Here is a 26,106-nt window from a genome sequence, read left to right as displayed (position 1 = left end):
GTATCAATAACTTAATTATATCAAAGTCTACATTGATTTAAATATTTTCTTTACAAATTTATTAAAGAGAGGATTTATCCCCTCTTTATTTTTATTATACAGTGTACATTTTCTCATAATACTTCTGGTATTCACCTGAAGTAACATTTTCCATCCATTGTCTATTTTCTAAGTACCACTCAATAGTCTTCACTATTCCCACTTCAAAAGTAGTTTCTGGATACCATCCTAATTCTTCTTTTATCTTATCAGGTGCTATACCATATCTTCTATCATGACCTTTTCTATCTTCTACATACTTTATTAAATCTTCTGTTACAGTTTCATCAACATTATCGTGGATATGCTTTATAACAGTCTTAACTATCTGAATGTTAGTTCTTTCATTATGCCCACCAACATTATAAACTTCTCCAACTCTTCCGTCTCTTACAACCATATCAATAGCCTTACAGTGATCTTCTACATAAAGCCAATCTCTTATATTAAGACCGTCTCCATATACAGGAAGATCTTTATGGTTTAAGCAGTTATTTATAAGTAATGGTATTAGCTTTTCCGGAAAATGATAAGGTCCATAGTTATTTGAACATCTTGTTATAGTTACTGGCATATTGAAAGTGTCAAAATAAGCCTTAACCATAAAGTCAGCTCCAGCCTTACTTGAAGAATAAGGACTATGAGGATCCAATGGAGTTGTTTCCATGAAGTATCCAGTATCTCCAAGTGAACCATAAACTTCGTCAGTAGATACCTGGTGATATCTTACTCCATCTTTCCAGCCATTTTCTCTTTCCCATGCATTTTTAGCACAGTTTAATAGGTTAACAGTTCCTAAAACATTTGTGCTTGCAAATATTTCTGGTTCCTTTATACTTCTATCAACATGTGATTCAGCTGCAAAGTTAACAACATAATCTATATCATATTTATCAAAAAGTTCTGTAACTAACTCCTTATCACATATATCACCTTGAACAAAAATATGCTTAGGATTTTCCTGTACGTCCTTTAGATTTTCAAGATTTCCTGCATATGTAAGCTTATCTAAGTTAACTATTTTAACATCATTGTATTTTTTTAGCATGTAAAGTACAAAATTTGAACCTATAAACCCAGCTCCACCAGTTACTAAGTATGTTTTCATAAGATTATTCTCCTTTATATTCAAATGGTACATCTAATTCTTTTAAAGTCTTTTGCTTTTTATCTTTATCTGATAAAAGAAGTTCTTCTATTCCATCAAGTGGCCACTGTACTCCAACTTCTGGATCATTCCATAAAAGTCCGCTATCGTATTCTGGTGCATAATAATCAGTACACTTATAATTAAATACAGCCTCATCTGATACTACTAAGAATCCATGTGCAAAACCTTCTGGTACATAGAACTGTCTTTTGTTTTCAGCTGTAAGAAGAACACCTTCCCACATACCAAAAGTAGGAGATCCTTTTCTAAGATCTACGGCTACATCATAAACAGCACCTTGGGTAGCCCTTACAAGCTTCCCTTGAGTGTGCTTTGTTTGAAAATGTAACCCTCTTAATACACCTTTTTTAGATTTTGATTCATTATCTTGAACAAATTCCATCTTTAAACCAGCTTCAAAGAAGTCCTTTTTACTGTACGTTTCCATGAAATAACCTCTATTGTCACCAAATACAGTAGGTTCAATTATATACAAATCTTTTATCTTGGTTTTTATAAAATTAAATTTTCCCATCGTAACTCACCTTCATATATAAGAATATTACCTTTTGTTATTTTCTACTTCCTCAACGATATCTATTAAATACTTACCATAACCAGTTTTCATAAGAGGCTTTGCAAGTTCTCTTACTTCCTCTGAGCTAATCCAACCCTTTCTAAAAGAAATTTCTTCTAGACAAGCGATATAAGTTCCTTGAGTATTTTGAACTGCTTCTACAAAGTTAGAAGCTTGAAGCATTGAGCCATGAGTTCCTGTATCTAACCACGCAAGACCTCTACCTAAAAGTTCAACCTTTAAAGATCCTTCTTCCATATACACCTTATTTAAATCAGTTATTTCTAGTTCTCCTCTTGCCGACGGACTTAATGCTTTAGCCTTTGCCACTACAGAATTGTCGTAGAAATAAAGACCTGGAACAGCGTACTTTGACTTAGGATTTTCTGGCTTTTCTTCTAAAGAAACAACATTACCCTTATCATCAAATTCAACTACACCAAAGGCCTTTGGATTTTGTACGTAATACCCAAACACCATTGCACCTTTTTCTAAAGCAGCTGCTTTCTTTAGGTTATCACTAAATCTTTGACCATAGAAGATATTATCCCCTAAAATCATAGCTACATTATCGTCTCCGATAAATTCTTCACCAATTATAAAAGCTTCAGCAAGTCCGTTTGGTGCCTCCTGAATAGCATATTCAATTTTAAGACCTAATTCAGAACCATCTTTAAATAATTCTTCAAAGTTAATAATATCTCTTGGTGTAGATATTATTAATATTTCTCTTATACCTGCCAGCATTAGAACTGACATTGGATAATATATCATAGGCTTATCATATATTGGAACCATCTGCTTTGACATTGCCTTTGTTACTGGATATAATCTTGTTCCTGATCCTCCAGCTAAAATTATTCCCTTCATAATTAACAACCTCCAATTGTAAGTTTATATTATTCTATATAGTCTTTTATTTTAAACATATTAAATTATTATAGATTCCTATATAAAGAAACGAACTCTTATAATATATTATATTAAATCCCTAAACTATTGTCCAAGCTAATCTCAAATTAACTCCCCAGATTAATCAAATCAATTTCATTACTTTACTTTTTATTCAGCCTTTTTCAAACTTTTAATTTCCTCTAGCGTAATCACTTTAAGAATAAATATAGCTGCAAAGTACACTACTGCTGCTATACCTGACAATATGTACGCGTTCAAAGTAAAATTTCTAAAAACTATAATACTAACTGCCATTAACATACTTGCGAATATCATTTTTATAATATAACTATTATCATATTTAAAAACAACTATCTTCCTTGCGGAATTAACCATGAAAAATATATTAATTATCTCACTTACCAATGTGGTAAATGCAGAACCTACTATTCCAAATTTAGGTATTAATATAATATTTAAAACGATATTAAATGAAGAAGATATAAGTACTATATTCATATACTTTTTTTGATATCCAAATGCTGTAAGCTGATATCCATAAAGTTCTCTTATAAATAGTAAACATACATATAAAAGTAAGATAGTAAATGCAAAACCTACACCTTCGTATTTTGAACCATATAAAGTATTAATTATAATCTCAGATAGCAATATTGCTGCAACAGTAAGAGGCATAACCAACATTAATATTATTTTTCTTGTTTTATTTATTATTACAGATAACTTGTCTAGTTTACGTTCTTTGTAATATTCAATCAAAACAGGGAAGATTGGTGTAAATATAAACGTAACAATTTGTATCAAAATTAAAACTATCTTATAGGCTGCATTATATAGACCTACTTCATAGTTACCTTTCATAAACCCTAAGATAATAGTATCTATATTTCCATTAATAGTTGCAAACACACCTGAAAAGAAAAACGGCCATGACCTAGTTAATAAATCTTTATATCTATCTATACTAAATACAAATGAGAATTTATTATTAGTCTTTTTTCTGTAGATACGAAATAAATATATATTTGCACAAAGCATAGCTATATTTGTTGCTACAGGAGCAAGATATACCTTAGTAAAGATACCCGTACTTATACAAATTACTACTATTACAAGAGCTATTGATGAACTTATTATTTGAGATTGAGAACTATACTTCATTTCTTGAAGCGCATTAAAAACCCAATCTAACAAAAATGAGTTTAGTATCACCGAAACACCTGTTATAATTATTGTTATTTTAGTTGCTAAGTCCTTATCTATAAATAAAATTGTAACAATCAGAAGTGCAAAGGATATCAATGAAAGTACAATCTTTAAACTTGTAATTTCATTTACATATCTTCGTAGTTCTTTTTTATTCTTAGCTACTTCTACAATTCCCAAACTTTGTAATCCAAGACTACCAAGCATACTAAAATAAATTATAAAAGCGGAAGAAAAGTTTATTATTCCAAAATCATTTGGTCCCAAAACTCTTGCGAGATAAACAACCATTAACAAACTTAAAACTTTACTGGACATAGTCCCTACAAAAACTGCTATAAAATTTTTAGCTATTTTATTCATATAGTTCTCCTCTAAGTATTATGATATTTACAAATTTAAATCGGTTTCTATGAATGTAACACTTAAAGGGATATATCTTAATGCAAGAGTATTTTAAGTGTATATTTATAAAAACCATTTTATCATCTATAAAAAACATATAATTGACAAATTCATTAAATAAAATCATTTCATTTTAATAGAATCGACATTTACTTCGATTTTTTTCACCACATAATTATAATATAATGTGTATATATTGTCTAATAGGATTTTATGATTACATATATCGTATGTTTAAATTACTAAATATTTAAAACAAACTAAACTTTTATTTTCTTCGTATGATTTTTAAAATAATATAATATCTTTTAAATATCTAAACATTTTACTACCTTTTATAAGTAAATAATTTACTTTATTTTATATTCTTAGAATAGTGTTTTTTACAAGATACAAGATTATATAATACCCCCATTATTTGACAAACGCTTACATAAAAGTTATAATTTTTTTGTATTAATTTGTTACCTTCCGTAAAGAAGTTATTTATAAAAGGTTATTTTATCTAAGCTATTAGTGATTTTTGTTATAATAACTCGTTAAATATAATCTTTTTATTTATTAATTAATTAGTTATAAACATTGAGAGATAAGTGCTATCAATATATTTAATTATATTTGATATAAATTAAAATGGGAGGAAGGTAGATATGTTAAAGTTTATCAAACGTTTATTAGCTCTATCTCCAGTTGTTCTATTATTATTTCTTTTTCAGTTACCATCAGTTAAAGCATTTGCTGCTGATAATACTGGACTAACCTTAGGTGTTAAATACAACACACATGTTCAAAATGTAGGTTGGCAGGACTACGTTTATGATGGCCAGTTTGCTGGTACTTCTGGACAGTCATTACGACTTGAAGGTATACATATTTCATTAGAAAATCCGATACCTGGCATGAAGATACGATATCAGACACATGTTCAAAACGAAGGTTGGCAAGATTGGAAATATAACGGAACTCAAGCTGGTTCAGTAGGCAAAGGAGAAAGACTTGAAGCTATAAGAATTGCTTTAGAAGGTCAACCTGTTGGTTATCATATTCAGTATCAAGTTCATGTCCAAAATATTGGATGGCAAGACTGGGTACAAGATGGAGAACTTTCAGGTACAGAAGGTAAAGGTCTTAGACTTGAAGGTATAAAAATTCGTATAGTAAAAGAAGGAACTTCTCTTTATGGTAAACTTGGAGTTACTTACAAGACTCACGTACAAAATGTAGGTTGGCAAGACTACGTTTATGATGGGCAGTTTAGTGGAACTCAAGGATTAGCTTATAGACTTGAAGGTATAAATATCGCATTAAAAAACCCTGTACCTGGTATGAGAATAAAATATCAAACTCATGTCCAAAACATAGGTTGGCAAGGTTGGAAATACGATGGTGACATGGCTGGAACTCAAGGACAAGGTTTACGACTAGAAGGTATTCAAATCGCATTAGAAGGCGCACCTGCTTGGTATCATGTAAAGTATCAAGTTCACGTACAAAATGAGGGTTGGCAAGATTGGAAACAAGATGGACAATCCGCAGGTACAGTAGGAAAAGGGCTTAGACTTGAAGGAATAAGAATAGTAATAGTCGACAAGGACCAAATCGTATATTCAAGCTATAATATATCTCTATCAAGTTTTATTAACAAACAAATGGCAACAGAGCCAGCTATTAATATACAAAATTATTCTACAAAACAATGGGAATGGAGATATGCTCAAATTCAAAATAACACTCCTGGATATTACGTTTGGCAACCTCAAACAAACTCCGATGGTAGTACATCAAGCGTTAAAAATTGGACAAACTCTCCATGGGACTATCAAAATATAACTAACGTGGTTACTACAAATCTTGATCCTGCAAAAATACTTAACGATCCAGTAAGTATTTATCAATTTGTTAGATTAAGCTACGTTGACGGCGTTACTGCTAGTCAATTAAATCAACTTTTTAGTAGCAATGGAGTTTTAGCCAATAAGGGACAAGTATTTATTGATGCTGCAAAAGCTAATAATGTCAATCCTATTTATCTAGCAGCTCACGCAATACTAGAATCAGGAAATGGTACTTCTACCCTTGCTCAAGGTGTATATATAAACGGTACTAAAGCATATAATTTGTTTGGTATTCAAGCAGTTGATAGTAACCCAATGAATGGTGCTAACTATGCTTACGATAAAGGTTGGACAAGCGTAGACAAAGCTATTTATGGCGGTGCTTCATGGATCGCAAGTGGTTATATAAACAACTCAACTTACAAACAAGATACTATTTACAAAATGAGATGGAATCCTCAAAGACCAGGATCACATCAATATGCTACTGATGCTGAATGGGCACGCAAGCAAACAACTTATATTAAGAAATGTTTTGATATGATACAAGATGCTCCAATAGTATTCGATGTACCAGTATATCAATAACTTATAAAGTAAAAAATAGGGTGTTCAAGATGTTTTTATAAACATTTTGGACACCCTATTTTCTATACAAATTTAAAACCTAAATATAAATATTTCTATAGATGTACCACTTCAATCCTAAATCTATTTTTAAAACTCTCATAGCTTCTGGTGAGAGAATTTAAAAATAATATTTTTCAATATGAGGTGTACATCCTAGCTTTTGAATTTAATACCTTCAATTACTCCAGATATTATAGCTCTAGCTTTCTCATTGTCCGCCTTTATAAAATACTCAGCTGTTCTAAATATCTTAGCAAGATAGAATTTGATATCATTTTTAATTTTCTTCTTCGTTGAATATCTATTTCTATACTTTTTAGAAAATATAATTCTATTTCTATTAATATATCTTAGTTCAAAAGCGCTACCTTGTCCTCCAGAGGACATACTTACTTTATGATATATGATACAGTTTGGATTATATATTATTTTGAATTTACAATCTAGAACCTTTGCACAAAAGTCTACATCTTCCATATACATAAAGTATTCTTCTGGAAGCAAGCCTGTTTTTGCAAAAACCTGTCTTTTTATTAACATAAAGCAACCTGTTACAAATGTAATTTCACTGTCAGCTTTAAAATTCATAGATTCAATTCCATTGCATCCATAATGAACTCCTAGATATCTATCCCAATCTAAGTATCCACCTTCATACCAACTTATATCTTTGTCACTAAAATAGTTAATTCTACAGCCAACTATACCAGCATCTTCATATTTATTAAACACTTGAATGTTTTCAGCTATGAAATCTGTTTCCACTATTGTATCGTTGTTTAGAAGAGCTATATAATCTGCACCATGATCAAGTGCATACTTAATTCCAATATTATTACCACCAGCAAACCCAAGATTTTTATCACTTTTTATCAATATACATTTATCAGTAATATTCTGTTCAATGTATTTCACAGAATCTTCTTTCGACTTATTATCAACTATTATTATATTATAGTTATCTTGATTAACACAGTTTTCAATGCTTTTAATACATTCAACTGTATCCTTTTCTCCGTTATAATTCACCAGTATAATACTGACAAAACCTTTCTCACTATCCATATTAATCCCCTAATTCAAATTTACTATCTTTACTATCCTTATTTATATAAAGCATTATTAAAATAATAAGCGGCCATGTACTTCTTATATAAAGATAAAATATCCCAGCAAATAAAAGAACAATAATCAATAGTATTCCCTTAAAATTATCTTTATTTAATTTTAAATTCATACCCATAAAATAATAATAAGCTCCAAATCCTAAAATACCATTTCCAAATAATGTAGTTATAAAATCTGATTCTGGATTCCAATTAGGTATATAATCATATATTCCAAAGAAATGAGTATATGGATATCCTGCGCAACTTGTGCCATACCCAAACAAGAAATTTACTACAGTTGATTTTGAAATCAAAGCAGGTATTTCTAAGTAATATCTCATATGCATATTAGCACTAGAATCATCAGAATTCACTACATTAAGCTTTTGAAAAGTTCTAGCTACAGAATTAAGCATCATATCAAACTTATTCACTATGCTGTCTCTAAATATAACTATCGCAGCTACCAGCGCTATAAAAGCAACTGCAGAAATAATAATTTCTTTTTTTCTAAACTTAATTTCTATTTTTCTATTTTCCTTCTTGAAATTATATAAATATCTAACTGAATATATACCTACTGCTAATAAATATATTATTATACCAGTCCTTGAAGTCGATAATATTACACCTAAAGAAAATAATACTTTTAATATTTTATTTTTAGTTAATATGAATCCTACTACAAGTGCTAGGGATAAATTAGCAGGTTCCCAAGAAACTCCAGTAGGTCTAAAATATCCATCCGAAATAAAAGTCCATTGATGTGTTACAGTAATTTTTAGTAGATCCCCAAATACAACTTGATTTAATGATATGCTAAAAACATTCCATAAAAGTATTTGAGCAAGTTCCCAAAACAATTGTATGTAACAAGATATCTTTAAACCATAAAAAAAGCATTTGCTTTTTTCTTTTAATTCTTCGTCACTAAACAATAGAACTAACGGTAACAGAAATAATGCAATTTTCAAGGTAAATCTCAAACTTTCTGGAGCCCAGCTTCCACCTAAAGTTAAATTGCTAACTACTGTAGATATACTAAAACTTATTATAAGAACTATAAATGGAATTTTATATTTCTGAAAATGAATCTTAGGAGTAACAAGTTGCAGTGCTATCGCAGCAAATATAAATAGATTAACTATAGCAAGCTGAGTTCCACCAACTTTAAACATTAGAGCTCCTAATGTACAGAAAACACCTGTTAAAATGAATAATATATTTTGTAACTTATTAATTTTTGCCAGTGTTTCTTCACCTCGTAGTTTTATCATTCAATCACCTTTAATTCGTAAATTTTTATTACTTCATAACATTTTTCAATTTATATCTTAAAGAACTTAATGAGTATTCATCATTTATAAGTTTAAATGCATTATCCTTTATTTTCTCATAAAACTCATAATCCTTCAACTTGCCAACTGATTCTATGAACTCATCACAAGTATTAGCAATTACTATTTCATTATTATCAGTATACTTTATTCCTTCTGCGCCTATTGACGTTGATATCACTGGAATTCCTTTACTCATGCATTCAAGAATCTTAACTCTCATTCCTCCACCGATAAAAAGAGGAACAACGCATAAATCACATTTTTCTATATATTCATTAACATCATCAACATATCCAGTAACTATTACGCTATCGCTACTCTGTTTTAAAATACTTTCACTTGGATTCTTTCCTACTATATATAAATTTAAATCTTCATATGTTTTCTTCATGTCAGTCCAAACATTGTCAAGGAACCATCTAATCCCCTGCTCATTTGGATACCACGACATAGTTCCCAAAAACAAAATATTCTTTATTTCTTTAGAATATTGCTTTTTCACATAAAGATCCTCTATACATATAGGAATAATCTCTACATTTTCTCCCTTATAGCTTTCATCAATAAGTTTACTTTTATCCTCTTCAGTAAGCATTATAGTTTTAGCTACTTTTTTGCATATATTCTTTTCATATTTTTCTGTCTTAATATACTCATTTTTAATATATAATTTTTTCAAGAAGTTTTTTTCTTCAAGATACCTTCTCTCCAAAATTAGATATTCACAGTTATGCTCACTTAATATTACTTTGCTCAAATCCAATTGGTCTAAATATCCACAAATATTAAGGTGATCAGCAATTATATAGTCATACTTAACAGATTCCGTCATATCTTTTACTATTGTTCTATATTTATTATCTATAAATTTACTAACTATAAAGGGCTTTTCACTGAATAAGCCCTTTAACATGTTTTTCATCAAAGTTATTTTACTAGATGAGTTGGTAAAAATTTTATGAACAACTTTAACGTCAAAGCATATCTTTTTTAATTCATTTATACTAAGTTCATTATCCTTTTTTTCACTAAAACAAACCAGGTCAACTCTAAAATCATTTTCCATTGCTTTTAAAAGATTATAGGTTCTTATCCTACCTCCATTATCTAAAGGAAATGGGATTTCCGTAGTCAAAAACAATATGTTTTTCATGCTATCATCCTTCTGCTAATATTTAAAATATAGTCCTAATATCTTCAAATCATCTATTATGTATCTCTTAAACATTCTTTTAGGTTCTTTCATAAGTCTATAAAACCATTCTAACCCACTTTTTTGCATCCATTTCGGTGCTCTTTTTATGTTACCTGCTTCAAAATCAATAGATGCTCCTATCGCCAAACTTACAGGAACCTTCAATTGTTCTCTATATTTATATATAAACTTCTCTTGCTTAGGTGCTCCAAGTCCAACAGCTAATATATCTGGTTTTTTCTCATTTATCATAGCTATAATTTTTTTTATTTCTTCATCGTCTTTCTCAAATCCATAACAAGGTGAATATGTACCACATATATTTAAACCTTCATATTTTTCCATAAGGTTTGAAGCGGCTTTTGCTGCAACACCTTCTGCAGCTCCAAGAAGAAAAATGCTATATCCTTTTTTTGCAGATAAGCTACAGACTTCTGGAAATAAGTCTGATCCCGATACTTTTTCTTTAATAGGAGTCTTTTTTAATTTAGATATCCATATTAATGGCATACCATCCGTTAAAATAAGATCTGCATTATCATAAACTTCTCTAAATTCTTTATCTCTTTCTAATTGAATTATGTGATCAACATTTGGTGTAACAACATAATTATATCTTTTATTGTTTACAAGCTTAACTATTTCATCTAAAGCTTCATTTAAATCTAGGTTATCAACAACAGTATTGAGCAAACTTATTCTCATCTTTTACCATCCTAAAATTTTATAAATTCCTTTACGTTGTTCACGTTATCTTTTCTTCCTACTATTATCTTGCCGTCATTTTCAATTATGTATATATCATCTAATCCATCTACTATAATTTCAGAATTAGTTGATACTATAAGATTGTTTGAGCCTTTTCTACAATTAGTTTTTCCAATATGTATATTTCCAAGGTCATCTTTGTTTCTATATCTTTCTATTGCTTCCCAAGTTCCTATATCATCCCAACCAAAATCACTAGGTATAACATATATACTATCAGCAGCATGCTCCATAATCCCATAGTCTACAGAAACTTCTTTAGTTAAGGAATATCTATTTTTTATATAATCATTTAACTCTTCATTGTCAATATGTTCTATATCTTTTAGAGCTTCATATGTTTCATGCTGATATCGTTTTATAAGTTCAAGTACATTCTCAACTTTCCATATAAACATACCACCATTCCATAAATACTCTCCACTTTCTAGGTATTTCTGTGCAGTATCTTTATCTGGCTTCTCAACAAATTTATCAACCTTTACTATATCATTGCCATTTATTTTTACATGCTCATTTGTTTTCTTTATGTATCCATACCCTACTTCTGCTCTATCAGGTTTCATTCCTAATGTTATTATTGCACCTTTATAATCAGTTATGAATTCATTAGCATCTTCTATTGTCTTAAGAAAGCTTTCTTCATCCTTTATAAGATGATCAGAAGGTAGCACAACCATTGTAGCATCTTTATAATATCTCTTTATCACAAAAGCTGAAAGCGCTATACATGGAGCCGTGTTTCTTCCTTCTGGTTCAACTATTATATTGCTTTCTAGAATTTCTGGTAGCTGTTCTTTTAACAAACCAACATATTTTTCTCCTGTGCAAATAAATATTCTTTCTATAGGTATAATTGGCTTTATCCTGTTTATTGTCATCTGAAGCATAGTTTCTTCACCTAAAAGATTTAAAAATTGCTTCGGTTTTTCCTCAGTTGAAAGTGGCCAAAATCTAGTTCCTTTTCCTCCAGCCATTATTAAAGCGCATAGCATAATAATATCCCCCTAAATTCATGTTGTATATGTATCAGAACAAACTTGTACATTAACTAATATGTACCTAATAATAATGTCCTTAAGACTTATAAATCTTAATCCAGACACTACCTAGCATGTTCATCTCCTAAAAACACCTTAAAGGTCTTAAATATAAGTTTTATATCAAGCCATAGGTCTCTTTCTCTAACATATTTAACATCAAGTTTCATCCATTCTTCAAAATCAATGTCGTTTCTTCCAGATACCTGCCAGTAACAGGTTAGTCCAGGCTTAACTTCCAGTCTTTCCATCATCCAATCTTCAAATTTCTCTACTTCATGAGGTAAACTTGGTCTAGGTCCTACTAGACTCATATCTCCCTTAAGTATGTTCAATAACTGTGGAAGTTCATCAATGCTTGTCCTTCTTATAAACTTACCGATTTTAGTTACTCTAGGATCTTCCTTCATTTTAAACATTGGTCCACTCATCTCATTAAGCTTCTCTAATCTAGCTTTTAGCTCTTCTGCGTTTATCACCATAGACCTAAACTTGTACATTTTGAACCTTTTCCCATGAAGTCCGATTCTTTCTTGAGAGAAAAATACAGCTCCGTCCGAATCTATCTTTATTAAAATTGATACTACAAGAATTAACGGACTAAGCAATATTAATCCTACAAAAGATCCTACAATATCTATTATCCTTTTTATGCAAGTATATATACTGCGTTTTTTAATATTTATACCCATAGTACTTTTAGTAGCATCACGCGCATCCAACCTTGATTGAATCTCCATACCATTATCCCCTACAATGGACATTGCCTTTCCTCCCTTTTAAATAATTACCGATGTTTATATCACAATATTCCTAAATAGCCTTGTGTTACAATCGCCATTTATCGTTCTTTTAATACATATTTTTACTTCCATGCTTATTATAATATAATCATAGAGTATTGTCTAATATGATTTTATGCACTAAATTACATTTTTTCCCTCTTTACTTCAAAACATGTATAATAACTTACATTATTTATTTTAGAAATAATGTAACATCTTACAAGCCACTAATTACATAATAATTCCTTATTAATTCAGATTGTAATTTATATGAAATTAATTTTCAATACCGCCATTTAAACAATTGTGTTTAATAGCAATACTTATTTACCATCAGTTTCTTTGTATGTTATTATTAACCAATACATATATTTACTACAAAGTAGTAGACACCCGTGTAGGAATAATTTAAAATAGTTCCTGTGATTGTAAACTATTTATTGTGATATATCGTTTTTTTTACAAACATTAAAAGCAAACAAATAAGTAGACGTTTAACCGGAGGTACAAAATGAATTTTGTCACTATGTTTCCTGAGGCTCAGAATATCCATCTGACAAAAGATGTGGGTATGATTCCTTATATTTTATTTAAATACTATAACTACAACTCAACTTTAGTATGTTACAAAAACGAAGAAACCTATAACTATCTTAATACTGAAGTAAAAGGATTAAAACTTAACTATTTAGATAAAGTAACAGGAAATTCAACCAAGGATGGATTAATATATTTATTTAAAAATGCTAAGAAAATAGATGTACTTCATACCTTCCATCTATCATCCAGAAGTCTATGCTGGATATATGCTTATAAGCTATTAAATAGTAAAGGCAAAGTTTATTTAAAACTTGATGCTAATTATAAGATACGAGATTATGACTACAATAAAAATGACTTAAAGTCAATTATAAAAAGACATATTTTAAGAAAAACAGATTTAATCAGTGTTGAAGCAAAATCTTTCTATAATTTCATAAACTCAAATTGGGCAACTAAGGTTGAATTTATACCAAACGGCATATATTCCAATGGAGAAAGACAAGAAGTTTCCTTTGACTCAAAGGAAAATATAATCTTAACAGTAGGAAGAATAGGAACTTATGAAAAAGCTAACGAGATATTATTACAAGGGTTCAAACTTGCTTCAGATAAATTAAATGATTGGAAACTAAAAGTTGTAGGACCAATAGAGGATAAATTTAATGATTACATAAATAACTTTTTAAATGAAAATCCAACTTTAAGAGAAAAGATAATCTTTACTGGAGCTATTTATGATAAAGAAAAACTAGAAAATGAATATAAAAAAGCAAAGGTATTTTGTTTGACTTCAAGATATGAAGGTTTTCCATTGGTGCTTCTAGAAGCAATAAAAAATGGCTGTTATATTATATCTACTAATTTTGATTCTGCATATGATATTACTAATAATGAGAATTATGGATATTTATTTTCAATAGATGATATAAATCAATTATCTGAAAAGCTAATTAAAGCTTGCACTAACGAGGCTAATTTAGAGAAGAAGTGTGTACAAATACAAGATTACGCCTATAATAACTTTTATTGGCCGACGCTTTGCGCAAAAATAGATAGAGAACTAAAAAATAATAAGGTTTAATTTATCCCCTATGTACTTACTTAAACTTAACCCTAGATTTTTTTTAGAGTTCCTAGCTCAACTATTAATTTATACATGCCCGAAAATCCCCAGAAGCCGGGATTTTTGAACAAGTATAAATTAAGTTTCGATATAGGAACTCTTTAGCTCTTGTTCAAACTTTGAAGGTTAAACTTCGGATAGATACCGTAATGGACATGAACCTAAATATTAATATAATTTACGTTCAAATTGTGCTGCGCATTTTATCTAATCACAGAGCAGAACAAAAAAATTCTAGTAGAATTAAATTCTACTAGAATTTTTATTTTTACACTTATATATATGTAAAAAAACTTATCTTCTCATTATAATCCCTTTTGCTTTACTTATAACCAATTCCTGAGTCTTATCTTTTAGTATGAACATGACTAAAAGATAGAAAACTCCCCCAGTTACCACTTGTACCACATTTGCTAATACAGGATTAGCTATAAAACCACCTACATAGCTTACTAAAAACATCATTATTATAGAAACTATCCAATACCTACCTGTACCTAGTAACATCTTAACAACAGGTAACTGTTTCCTAACAAATATAAGTTGTAGTATTATCCCTAAAACTTCCGCCTCAATTATTGATATTACTGCACCTGTAGCTCCGTACCTAGGTATCAGTATGATATTCATTATTAGGTTTATTACGCCTGATATTACTATAGATATTGTATATTTATTTTCTTGCTTTGATCCTACTAGATATTGTATTCCTATAATATTAGCCCAGTTAACAGCAACTATTATAATAGAACTTGCTACCGTTAGTCTCTCTACAGCATAATACTGAGGGTCTAAAAACCAGGATACTAGTATTTTCGATATTCCCATTAACCCGAAAGCCATCGGAATAGATACATATGATACAAAAGAAAAAGTTTGTTCTACAAGTTTTTTCATCTCTTCCTTTTTACCCTGTCCTAGTATATTTGAAATTCTAGGCAGCAATATCACCCCTACAGATGCAACTAGCGATAATATGATATTAATGATTTTCTGAGAATAATCATAATAAGCAACTTGATCATTATCTGATAGTGCTCCAATCAAGGTTCTTGATAGTAACAAATAAACTTGTGTAGATATTTGAGGCAAAAATAGTCTAATTAAAGGAAAAATAGTTTCTTTGATAATCTTCATATCGATTTCTATCTTCCTTATAGACTTAGGTATGTTAGTCCACATTATTAAAAGCCCTGCTAAATTAATAAATATAGTTAACAGTATATATTTTATAAGATCATCTGAACTTCTTACAAATACAAATATACTAACCAGTCCCACTAGTTTCGCTGTTGAGTTTCTTATAACAACTTTTTTAAAGTCTTCTAAGCCCATAAACAGCCAAGAAATATCGAAAACTACCATAAGCATATTAAGCCCTTGTATAAGGAATATAAACTGATTTTCCTTCATAAAGATGCCAACAAATATATAGTATGCAACCATAGCTATTAAGCTTGTACAAATCTGCGTTGAGTATAAACTCCAAAAATATCTTCTAAGTTTTTCTTTATCATCCCTTATATATCCAACTTGTCTGTTACCGTACATTTGCATACCAAGCATACCAAATAGCATAAAGTAATTAACTATTGATAACGAATATGCATTTAGCCCCATTTGGCCCGGGCTAAAGATTCTTGTTAGATATGGTATTGTTATCAGTGGAATGATCATAATCATAACCTGATATAGAGTATTATAAATGTAATTTTTGATTATGCTCATATTAAATCTCCCGTAGTTTTTTATACATCATCTATAATATCACTTTTTATTGGCTTTGTAGAATAAATTTATTAATAATTATATTAAATTTTGTATTTTTCCTTTGTAGATGTTTCACAATTGTTTTTGTTCTTCCTCTCATATTAGTTATACACTCCAAAGCTTACTAAAAACTCAATTTAAAATACCCTTATTTTCATACAAGTCATTACCGTATAATATTCCTATGTTTTTAATCCTTCTATTTCTGCCTACAAAACCATTATTTTTTATTTGTAAAACCTCTAATTGCTCTCTTATTCTTATATTTTCAGTATTTAATCTTTCATTCTCTAAGCTAAGTATTTCATTAGTGTTCATCAGACTCTCTAATTTTTTGCCATTTTTTATAATCTCTCTTTCATAAAGAGCCATCTTATAATATTCAAAATTAGTCATAACGATCCTCTCCTTAATGTTTATATGAATTAGAATAATTGCTTTTTTTAAACTGCAACTCTTTTATGTCATAATAGGTTAGCTTTTCATCACAGTATTGAGTATATAATTCTAAAGCCCATCTCTTACTTATATTTAAAGCTACGTAAGTTACTAATGACTTATCTTCAACTTCACTCAGTTGCTTCTTAATTGATTCCTCCACATTTTTCCCGCCTTTTATAAGATTGTATTTTCCCCATTTATTAATAGCAATTTCGTTAGTATTTTCATTGTAAGCTATAACCTTATATTTGGATATAAGACTACTTATCATATTACATATTTGGTCTATTTCATAGCCAGTATCACTCTTAATTTCCTCTTTGGTTATCTTATAGATACCAACATTACTGCTATATGGATTAGTCAATAAATACAGATAAAAACCTCTCTCTTCAGTAGTCATGCTTCTAATCTTTTCATCCTGCCAAAAATCCATCTGAACTATTTTATAATTCATAAGTTCCTCCCTTAACTAATTTATTTAAAGAAAATATTTTATCTAGTTTACTCTGTTAATTTTATGAATGTACCACCTTGTATAAACTCCATTACTTTCAAATCTTTTCATCAGAAGTAGTAGGTTTTCTAGTATATACCAATATATTTATTAAATGTAATATTTTACATTATACAAATATAGTATTTTATCTTACATACTACGTCAATATATTCACCTAATTGTTAAGAATTTTGTAAGAATTTATTTTAATGCAACAAAAAAACTCTACTTACGATACAGTAGAGTTTGTAAGATCTTTTTAACTTATATGATACTCAATTTAAATAATTCAAAAGAAGCCTTAGCAGTAGCATTTAATTAATTTCAAAAGACTCATAAAAACCATATACTGCCCATAATAATTCTACATTCAACTATCCTTCAATGGATAGGTCTACATTCCATCATATAAAGTAAGCCCTTCCAAATGTTCAATGTATCTTTCTACACTTTCATAAACTACAATATCTGGCTTTTCTCTTTCAATATCAGAGGGCTTAAAAGCTTTTGCATGAATAAATACTGTTGATGCAAAGTCTTTTGGAATATAGTCAAACATTGCTTCTGAGTAGGAATCCCTAATTATAAGAATCTTTCTTTTGTCTGATGCATTTGATTCATATTTTATATAGAACTCATCATCAGTTTTCTTTACTAAATCAACCTTTACATCTTCACGATATTTGGATATGGAATACATTTTATCATCATTCAAATATGAATTTAGATTTATCATATTGGCTAAATCCCCGCTACATTTATTCGCATCAGAAATCTTTACATCATTTAGATATGACCGATTTCCAGTCAACTTATCAGAAAGTTGCTGGCTACCTATAAATCCACCAATCTTATTCCAATGAGTATCATACTTGTAATATACCTGATACTGCTTTTTAGTTTCTAACAACTCTGATTTTGGGTAAACTAGCGGAACATCTGTATGCTCAGATATATACTTTGCAGTTTGATCTGCTATAGTTATTTTACTTAAAACTTTTATATTTTTCGGCATATACTCAGAGTACACATTTTCCTTATCTGGGGCCAAGAATAGAACAAGTTTTATATTTTTAGCTTTAAAATACGATTCAGCTTTCTCTAATCTATTCCCTATCAATTCTAATTGGTGATCAGTATAAAGATTGCTCCCTTCATAATCCGATATAGGATCTCCATCATCTTTATTATCATAAAACAACCAATTGTTGCTCCCTAACAAAACATTCTTAGAGCTTAATATATGAAAAAATTTTAGATTTATAATATCATTTAGTTCTACAAATTGATTTTTAAAGGCTATGTGATCGTCATAATACTCTTCATATTGTCTTGGATATTTACTAATGTTTTGCAATGAAAATGTAGGCTTTTCACTTAGCTTCTTATTTTGAAAATTTCTTGTGTCTACATGATTCTTTAAAAAGAAAAACAAAATATTGGGTGCTAAAAGCGCTATTATAAAAGCCGAAATAAAGACTTGCTGCTTTTTTTTCATATTGTCGCCTCCTAAAACTGGAAATAAATAAATGACTTTATTGAACTTGAAATAAGCATCATAATTGATATAAATAGTATCACAAACTGAACTAGGCTTTCTGTAATATAGATTTTTTTCTCATCATAGACTAACAACTTTGTCTTTTTGATAAAACTTTGAAGAACACCAGATAGCAGAATGCCTACAATAACGAATGTTACTATTTTTATATCGATAAAACTTGATATTTGCTCACTTCCAGAGTTAGGTGTAAACATAATTTTAATGTATTTCATCGCTGTATGTAAATTATTTGCCCTAAATATTACCCATGCAACTATAATAATGAGGAGCGTATAAATATGATTAATAAAACTTAATTTATTGCCTTTTAGCCATTTATTTAAAAACAGCCTTTCCAATACCAAGAAAACGCCATAAAATAATCCCCATGCTATGTATTTGAAACCTGCACCATGCCAAAATCCTGTAACGAAGAATACTATTAAAAGATTTAGATATGTCCTTAAGTTCCCTTTACGGTTTCCCCCTAGCGGAATATATAGATATTCTTTAAACCAAGTTGAAAGTGATATGTGCCATCTTCTCCAAAAATCTTGAACTGATTTTGCTAGATATGGATAATTAAAATTTTCTATAAAATCAAATCCAAACATTTTTCCTAATCCTATTGCCATATCTGAATAACCAGAAAAATCATAATATATTTGTAGTGTATATAAAATAGCTGCTATCCACATTAAGCCTGTCCCTATTTCTGATGTAGGATTTTTCAATATACTATCAGTAACAGCGCCAAAAGTATTTGCTAAAATCACTTTTTTTCCTAGTCCATATATAAAACGTTTTATCCCGTATGCTGTTTTTGAACTATTTATGGGGTGGTTTGTTATTTGCCCTTCAATTTCATTGTACTTATTAATGGGACCTGAAATTATTTGTGGAAAAAATGAAATATAGAGAGCAAAGTCTAATATATTTCTTTGTGCCTTACTCTTCATTCTGTATACATCAACAATGTATGATATAGATAGGAATGTATAAAATGAAATTCCAAGAGGCAATACCACGTTCGTAATTGGTAAAAGTTCATGATGCACTGCAGCATTTATTTTTACAGAATAATCACCATAATATTTGTAATATCCTAGCAAAAATAGATTTATGCAAATATCTACTATAAAAAACAAGTTACGAATCCCTTTTTTTTGTTGTGTTTCTATAATTAAACCAAAACTATAGTTTACTCCCACTGAAAAAACTAAAAGTATGATGTATTGTGGCTGACCCCATGTATAAAAAAATACACTTGCTCCTAATAACACTAAGTTTCTATATCTTGAACTTACTATACGATATAAAATAAAAACCAACGGAAAAAAACAATATAAAAATATAAATGAACTAAATTCCACTCTGTTTTTCCTCCTCAAATCTCAACTGTCAAGTTTTCTAATAAACTTTTAAACTATTGCATCCCAAATAATCTTATCAGTTTCTATAAGTTAAAGCATTATTAACTCTTTCACTTATTCACTTAAATTCTCTGTATCTTTATTATATGTCAAATAGGCGCTGTAATAAACATTATTCTCACCAATGTATCCATTCTACCCCCTTCAAACCCTCATGTTTTCAATAAATTCTTAACTTTTTTACTTCTAATCCAGTTTGATTGTTTAAAAGTTTAAAATTTTACTTTAAATCAATTTTACAAGTTAACTTCTTTTGTTTTTAAAAAGCTATGTTTTTTCCTTCTTTTCCATTAAATAAGCTAAGTTTTTAAAAAGTTTACAATTTAAGAATGTAATCATAATAACGAATGCATATATCTCTTATGAATATGTTTTGAGTGCATCTATAGGTTCGTTTTTAAAGCACCTTATTAAAATTAATATTTGTAGGAGGTATTTAAATATGGCGAGAAGAAAAAAAGGTAAAGATTTTGTTATAGATCCTGATGATCATGGATATGAAGAGGAAATAGAGGAGAATGGCTTTATTGATTTTGATGATAATCAACCTATAAGACCTAATGAAGTTTTAGTATCAAGCTTTAATTTTTTTGATAATACTTCTGAAAATGCTAATAGCGCTAATACTGATAATAATCTATCTGACCCTATTGTCAAGCCTCAAATAAATGAGCTTCACAAGAATAAAGACAGCACTGCTTCTACTAATAACTTTAAAGAAAGCTTAACAGATATTAGAACCACAAAACAATTCACTAACGGAGTAACCCCTCCTGTAGATGGAGAACTTTTTACTATTAAAAGAACCTATACTTTGAGGAAATCTACAGTAAAGATGCTTAACCATATAAAAGCTTTAGATGATGATATAAATGTATATATGAATACTTTAGTAGATGCGGCTATAAGGCATTACTACGAGCATATACTGAATAAATTAAACAATGCTTGATTATTTCCTAGAGAAACAAACCACCAACAGAAATGGTTATACTAAAGTTAAGAGACATAGGAAAAAGCTATATACAAAATTAAAAGGGATTTTTAGCTTTTACGTAGAATAAAATAATCTTATCAAATTTCAAAGGGGAACCATAATGATATATGTTTTTAAATTCATAACCAATCTTATATTACCACCTGGATGCTTTATTATCTTATTGATAGCTTTAGGAGTACTACAATATAAACGTGAGAAGCGACTACCGAAATTAGCATTGATAGTAGTAGTTCTTATTTATATAACTTCAATTCCTTTGACTGCAAACTTTATAATTCATTCATTAGAATATAAGTTTAATCCTCCTTCAAAGCTAGAGGGAGATGTAATTGTCATGCTTGGAGGAGGTGCTTCACTTAGTTCTCCAGACATTAGTGGAATCGGAAGCCTTTCAGGAAGTTCAGCTAACCGATTATTAACTACTGCACGTTTACACAACAAGACTAAGCTGCCGATAATCATATCTGGAGGTTCTGTTTATGGCGAAAGTGGCACAGAAGCTGAAATTGCTAAAAGGCAACTTATAGACTTAGGACTAGATGAAAAAGATATAATACAAGAAGATAAAAGCCGTACTACTACTGAAAATGCACTATATACATCAAAGCTTATGGAAGAGCATCATTTTTCTAAACCTATATTAGTAACTTCAGCTTTCCATATGGAACGTTCGATTATTAACTTCACTAATGCTAATATTAAAAATGCTATACCTTATCCTGCTGACTATTTTACTAATGCTAAATTAACTATAGGTTTTGAATCCTTTGTTCCTAACTCTAGTAGTTTTGATACTACTGTGATAGCTTTACATGAATATCTGGGCATGTTACAACTTTGGATTAAATCGATAATTTAAAAACTTATTTATTATCTCTTATATCAATCCTTGATATTCTAAACCATACAAAGCTTCGTATACAAAGAGCCCCTTAAGTTAATACTTTGTATAAAGTATTAAAATTGGAGGTTCTGGATAAATGAGGCCTAATAGATGCATAAAAATCTCAGTAATTGCTCTAACACTAATTACTTGCTTATACCTAATAACTGCTATCTCATCAAAGACATCCAAAGCCACAAGCTATATTTCAGTAAATAAAGAAACAATCAATGATTCCACTTCAGCCAAAAGAGGTGAACCTTCTTATGATTATATAATAGGAGGAGATTACCTTCCTCATTTTCGTGTTTTCTTTTGGGTTCATAAAGATGCCAAAAGATACATCCCTTATGCTGATAAGGGAGTAAAAACAGATGTATCAGAACATGGGAGTGTAGAAAAATGGTCCGTTGTTGAAACCAAAGAAACTAATGGAGATGATAAGTTAGTTTTCATATATGTACCTAAGACCTTTGTGATATTGCAAGGAAAAGACTTTCAAAACAAAATACATCTGAATTACCAAGTAAATTAACTTACATTTTTGCTTTATATTTTTATTAATATTATGAATAGCATTGTTCTTAAAGCTATATTACTATTTACGTACTCATCTGATATTAAATATTTCATGATAAAAAAGTAAAAGCTAGTATTTCTAAACGAACCACACAAATTAACTTGATGCAGGTGTGGTTTATTGATTTACCAGCTTAATACTTTATTTTTTATTATTTTTCTTTTTGATAACAAATACACCAGATGCCACTAGTAAAACAATTACTATAACTACACCAGCAATCATTCCATTGTTATTAACCTTCTTACTGTCATGATCTACAGGTTTTGTAGCATCCCCAGAGGTACTTACTTTATTTTCTACAGAACTCTTATCATTTGAGCTATTTGTACTAGAGTTATTTGGCTTATTATTATCTGCACTAGAATTATCTATTTGTTTCTTATCATCAGCTTTATCACTTGAACCAGAAAATATACTTTTTATATTATCAATTACAGTGGATATAAAACCTTTATTTTCTTTCGATTCAGTAGATGTACTAGCCTTAGATCCTGAATTTTCGCCAGTACTATTTGCATTATTGTTTCCATTACTGTTCGAGGTATTACCTGCGCTACTGCTATTATTTTGTCCTTTACCAACTTCACCTGATTTATCAGTTCCAGTTCCGCTTCCATTGTTTGGATCCTTACCAGAAGAATTAGACGGTTCTGTTGATCCACTATTATTTGGTGGTGTTTCATCTTTTATATCACCACTAATTGTAAAGTTAATATCCTTCATTTCATTATTAACATTTCGTTCAACTAATTGAATCTTAAGGCTTTTCTTATATATATTAAACTTATCTTGATTTAACACACTCGCTTTTATCACTACGAAGTTTCCACTGCCAGTAAAGCCATCAACCTTTCCAACACAGGTAAAGTAATAATCAGCAATATTTCCATTCTTAGCTGTATCTCCACCAAACTCCATTATTTTAGGATTATTAGTCTTTATAAGTTCTCCACCGTTTATACTTTCCACTTTCATAACCGAAGGATCATAGGTAAATTCTAAAGACCCCGCGTATAACTTAGAAACATCTTTGACATTAAATATTATGTCTACACTACCTCCATTATTAACTTTTCCATTTATCTTTACATCAACTTGAGTAGTTGCTGCATATACTGTAGTCTTTAACATCATCATTAGTATTACTGCTAATAAAACAACTTTAGTTTTCATTTTAACACCTCAGTTATATAGATGTGCAGCTTCACAATAAGCTGCTTTATCTATTTATTTATATTTGTATAATATTTTCTTATATCTTCAATATCTTTAAAAACCTGTTCATGATTGCTATCTATAGTGTCATTCAGCTGATTATTCATGTACTTTGACCCATAACTTTTGACTTTTAATACACTAATTAATTTGTTTTTTATGTAATCAAATTTAGCTAAACTTTTCTCAATAGAACCTACATCTCTTTTATTAACAGCCTCTTTAATATTGTAATAATATAAATCTGCTAATTTTGAATATGAATCAGGATAGAACGGTCTCAAATCAATTAACTTTTTTAGAGTTTCTTCACCTTTGTCTATATCTCCTGATTTAAAATATGCCGCTGATAATACTTCCAATGCCCTCGCATCTTCCTTTTCCAAGGATATGTATTTATTTAAACTTTCAATACTATCTGTAAGAAGCTCTTTCTGTCCTATTTCATTATATCTATCAGATTCTATATTTCCTAGCTTAATATAATATCTATTATCCTTTATCGGGTACTTGTCCATAAATCTTAAAGAATTATATGAACTTCTCGTACCATGCATCTCTTTATAATTAGCATAATTATATACCATTTCATATGGTAACGAAATTATTATGAAGATACTTGCTATTAAGAACACTGCAATATATGAACTTTTAAGCATCTTGTTATTAAACCTATTATCTCTTAACTCAATACCCTTTTTATCTTGCAAAAAGGCTATTGACATAATAAGTATTATTCCAATAAGCATAAAACTTAAGCTAAAATCAAACATTGAATGTATTACTATCATCGTCATGATTATCAACCATTGATTAGACTTCCTTTTCTTTATTTGTATATAAATTGTATATAACAAAGTAATAACAAAAACTGATAACGCTAGAATTCCGTAATCTAACCCAATTTGTATAAAACCATTATGTACATATTTAGTATCGTAATTTGCACTTTGATATATAAACTGAAGCTTATTGTACTGGCCTGCTCCTATACCAAAAATATTTTTTTTAAGTATTTCTAGCCCATCAAAAATAAAAACCATTCTTTCCTGTAATTGTGAGTTTGTAATACTTATCTCCAAAATTCTTCTAAAGAAATAATAAACTATATAAACGAAACCAAGTAGGACTAAAATATTTTTTATCACTTGAAGATTTTTAACTTTGTTTTTTATCAGCTTTATATTACTAAAATCAATAAATCCCATTAAATATACAATTATTGGCAAAAGCAAAAAATAAACCAACATAAGTTTTTTTACTATAAGTAACGCTAATAGTAACCCTAGTATATTTAGATTTAATTTATGATTAACCTCTCTCTTTTTCCCTATAAATAGTGCTAATAGGTAAACTAATATACCACCTCTTGATTCAGTAGCAAATAATGCACTTATTATTATCAGATTAACCACTTTAAATAACTTTCCATAGTTTTCTTGTAAAAGCCAGTTACAGTTGTAAAAGTACAATATAGAGCATACTGCAAGGAAAACCGCGCTGCTATTAGCATAATTAAATAGTCCCTCTAATCTATTATAAGGGTTTGTTAAATTTACGATTATTGATAGAGCTGAGTATATACCACCTGTTATAATCATAGCTTTTATTATATATTTTTCTATGCTTACATTGCGACTTATGTAAAAATAAGTAATTATACAGATAAAAACATAAATCGAATTTATTGAAGATAGCACTTTATCTGAAGATTTTAATATACTACAAAATACAGATATAGCAATTATGGATACAATAAAAAACTCCAAATTACTTATTTTGAAGCTTGACTGATTTCTTATAATATAATAAATGCAGGTTCCACCTAATATAACAAATGACAAACTTAAAATCACTTCATTTGTCAAAACCGAATATGGCATAATAGCTACTATAGAAAACATTAAACACAAATAATAATCTTTAAAGCTGTTTTTCTTCTCTAGTTGATTTTTGCTTTTCATTCCTAGTTAGTCTCCTAAAACTCATAAATTATATTTTCAAACCACTACCAATTATAACATCAACAAGAAATTAAAAAAACAAAAAAGTACATATATTTACAAGGATGCAAATATA

General features: G+C 29.3%; 22 protein-coding genes. 5 read left to right on the top strand and 17 right to left on the bottom strand.

Going from position 1 to position 26,106, the window contains the following annotated elements; genetic code table 11:
- Nucleotides 1–94 precede the first annotated feature (94 nt).
- The 4 genes from rfbB to JHL18_RS25215 form a co-directional block, all read right to left on the bottom strand.
- Nucleotides 95–1,147 carry a dTDP-glucose 4,6-dehydratase gene (gene rfbB, locus JHL18_RS25230; RefSeq protein WP_200274480.1) on the bottom strand — a complete coding sequence of 351 codons (1,053 nt, stop codon included), beginning with the start codon at nt 1,145–1,147 and terminating at the stop codon, nt 95–97.
- A gap of 4 nt (nt 1,148–1,151) precedes the next feature.
- Nucleotides 1,152–1,724 carry a dTDP-4-dehydrorhamnose 3,5-epimerase gene (rfbC, locus tag JHL18_RS25225; protein WP_200274478.1) on the bottom strand — a complete coding sequence of 191 codons (573 nt, stop codon included), beginning with the start codon at nt 1,722–1,724 and terminating at the stop codon, nt 1,152–1,154.
- 27 nt (nt 1,725–1,751) lie between these two features.
- Nucleotides 1,752–2,636: a glucose-1-phosphate thymidylyltransferase RfbA gene (gene rfbA, locus JHL18_RS25220; protein ID WP_200274476.1), complete on the bottom strand. Its 885-nt coding sequence runs from the start codon at nt 2,634–2,636 to the stop codon at nt 1,752–1,754.
- Between the two features lie 192 nt (nt 2,637–2,828).
- Nucleotides 2,829–4,250 (bottom strand): flippase, encoded by a 1,422-nt coding sequence (locus JHL18_RS25215; RefSeq protein ID WP_200274474.1) that lies wholly within the window; start codon nt 4,248–4,250, stop codon nt 2,829–2,831.
- 692 nt (nt 4,251–4,942) lie between these two features.
- On the opposite strand from JHL18_RS25215, the gene JHL18_RS25210 reads away from it, so the two are divergent.
- Nucleotides 4,943–6,715: a glucosaminidase domain-containing protein gene (locus JHL18_RS25210; protein WP_200274472.1), complete on the top strand. Its 1,773-nt coding sequence runs from the start codon at nt 4,943–4,945 to the stop codon at nt 6,713–6,715.
- A gap of 195 nt (nt 6,716–6,910) precedes the next feature.
- Here JHL18_RS25210 and JHL18_RS25205 read toward each other — a convergent pair whose 3' ends face one another.
- The 6 genes from JHL18_RS25205 to JHL18_RS25180 form a co-directional block, all read right to left on the bottom strand.
- Entirely contained in the window at nt 6,911–7,822 is a 912-nt protein-coding gene (locus JHL18_RS25205) for a glycosyltransferase family 2 protein (protein WP_200274470.1), read from the bottom strand.
- Nucleotide 7,823: 1 nt separating this feature from the next.
- Complete coding sequence (locus JHL18_RS25200; RefSeq protein WP_200274468.1) at nt 7,824–9,143, bottom strand: O-antigen ligase family protein; 1,320 nt, start codon at nt 9,141–9,143, stop codon at nt 7,824–7,826.
- 28 nt (nt 9,144–9,171) lie between these two features.
- On the bottom strand, nt 9,172–10,359 hold the full coding sequence (locus JHL18_RS25195; RefSeq protein ID WP_200274466.1) for a glycosyltransferase: 1,188 nt from the start codon (nt 10,357–10,359) through the stop codon (nt 9,172–9,174).
- Nucleotides 10,360–10,374: 15 nt separating this feature from the next.
- Nucleotides 10,375–11,106: a WecB/TagA/CpsF family glycosyltransferase gene (locus tag JHL18_RS25190; RefSeq protein ID WP_200274464.1), complete on the bottom strand. Its 732-nt coding sequence runs from the start codon at nt 11,104–11,106 to the stop codon at nt 10,375–10,377.
- 11 nt (nt 11,107–11,117) lie between these two features.
- Complete coding sequence (locus tag JHL18_RS25185; RefSeq protein ID WP_200274462.1) at nt 11,118–12,164, bottom strand: mannose-1-phosphate guanylyltransferase; 1,047 nt, start codon at nt 12,162–12,164, stop codon at nt 11,118–11,120.
- A gap of 110 nt (nt 12,165–12,274) precedes the next feature.
- Entirely contained in the window at nt 12,275–12,901 is a 627-nt protein-coding gene (locus tag JHL18_RS25180) for a sugar transferase (protein ID WP_274601002.1), read from the bottom strand.
- 604 nt (nt 12,902–13,505) lie between these two features.
- Here JHL18_RS25180 and JHL18_RS25175 point away from each other — a divergent pair.
- Entirely contained in the window at nt 13,506–14,618 is a 1,113-nt protein-coding gene (locus JHL18_RS25175; RefSeq protein WP_200274460.1) for a glycosyltransferase, read from the top strand.
- Nucleotides 14,619–14,954: 336 nt separating this feature from the next.
- On the opposite strand, the gene JHL18_RS25170 is transcribed toward JHL18_RS25175, so the two are convergent.
- From JHL18_RS25170 to JHL18_RS25150, 5 genes are all read right to left on the bottom strand, one after another.
- Nucleotides 14,955–16,388: an oligosaccharide flippase family protein gene (locus tag JHL18_RS25170; protein ID WP_200274458.1), complete on the bottom strand. Its 1,434-nt coding sequence runs from the start codon at nt 16,386–16,388 to the stop codon at nt 14,955–14,957.
- A gap of 174 nt (nt 16,389–16,562) precedes the next feature.
- Complete coding sequence (locus tag JHL18_RS25165) at nt 16,563–16,826, bottom strand: hypothetical protein (RefSeq protein ID WP_200274456.1); 264 nt, start codon at nt 16,824–16,826, stop codon at nt 16,563–16,565.
- A 13-nt stretch (nt 16,827–16,839) separates the two neighbouring features.
- Nucleotides 16,840–17,328 (bottom strand): hypothetical protein, encoded by a 489-nt coding sequence (locus JHL18_RS25160; RefSeq protein WP_200274454.1) that lies wholly within the window; start codon nt 17,326–17,328, stop codon nt 16,840–16,842.
- Nucleotides 17,329–17,764: 436 nt separating this feature from the next.
- A complete protein-coding gene (locus JHL18_RS25155) occupies nt 17,765–18,868 on the bottom strand; it encodes an alginate O-acetyltransferase AlgX-related protein (protein ID WP_200274452.1) in 1,104 nt (367 codons plus the stop codon).
- Nucleotides 18,869–18,879: 11 nt separating this feature from the next.
- Nucleotides 18,880–20,286 carry an MBOAT family O-acyltransferase gene (locus JHL18_RS25150; RefSeq protein ID WP_200274450.1) on the bottom strand — a complete coding sequence of 469 codons (1,407 nt, stop codon included), beginning with the start codon at nt 20,284–20,286 and terminating at the stop codon, nt 18,880–18,882.
- A gap of 502 nt (nt 20,287–20,788) precedes the next feature.
- Between JHL18_RS25150 and JHL18_RS25145 the strand changes: the two genes are divergently transcribed.
- From JHL18_RS25145 to JHL18_RS25135, 3 genes are all read left to right on the top strand, one after another.
- Nucleotides 20,789–21,298 (top strand): hypothetical protein, encoded by a 510-nt coding sequence (locus JHL18_RS25145; RefSeq protein WP_200274449.1) that lies wholly within the window; start codon nt 20,789–20,791, stop codon nt 21,296–21,298.
- 145 nt (nt 21,299–21,443) lie between these two features.
- A complete protein-coding gene (locus tag JHL18_RS25140) occupies nt 21,444–22,205 on the top strand; it encodes a YdcF family protein (protein ID WP_200274447.1) in 762 nt (253 codons plus the stop codon).
- A gap of 121 nt (nt 22,206–22,326) precedes the next feature.
- A complete protein-coding gene (locus tag JHL18_RS25135) occupies nt 22,327–22,764 on the top strand; it encodes a hypothetical protein (protein ID WP_200274445.1) in 438 nt (145 codons plus the stop codon).
- A 186-nt stretch (nt 22,765–22,950) separates the two neighbouring features.
- Here the strand turns inward: JHL18_RS25135 and JHL18_RS25130 are convergent, their stop codons facing one another.
- Nucleotides 22,951–23,985, bottom strand: coding sequence for a cohesin domain-containing protein (locus JHL18_RS25130; protein ID WP_200274443.1), 1,035 nt, complete (start codon nt 23,983–23,985; stop codon nt 22,951–22,953).
- A gap of 50 nt (nt 23,986–24,035) precedes the next feature.
- Entirely contained in the window at nt 24,036–25,991 is a 1,956-nt protein-coding gene (locus JHL18_RS25125) for an O-antigen ligase family protein (RefSeq protein ID WP_200274441.1), read from the bottom strand.
- Between the last annotated feature and the right edge of the window lie 115 nt (nt 25,992–26,106).

Source organism: Clostridium yunnanense, from assembly GCF_016595795.1.
Classification (GTDB): domain Bacteria; phylum Bacillota; class Clostridia; order Clostridiales; family Clostridiaceae; genus Clostridium_AR; species Clostridium_AR yunnanense.
Note: the sequence above shows the minus strand (reverse complement) of the source record. Positions and strands in the feature narration are given on the sequence as shown.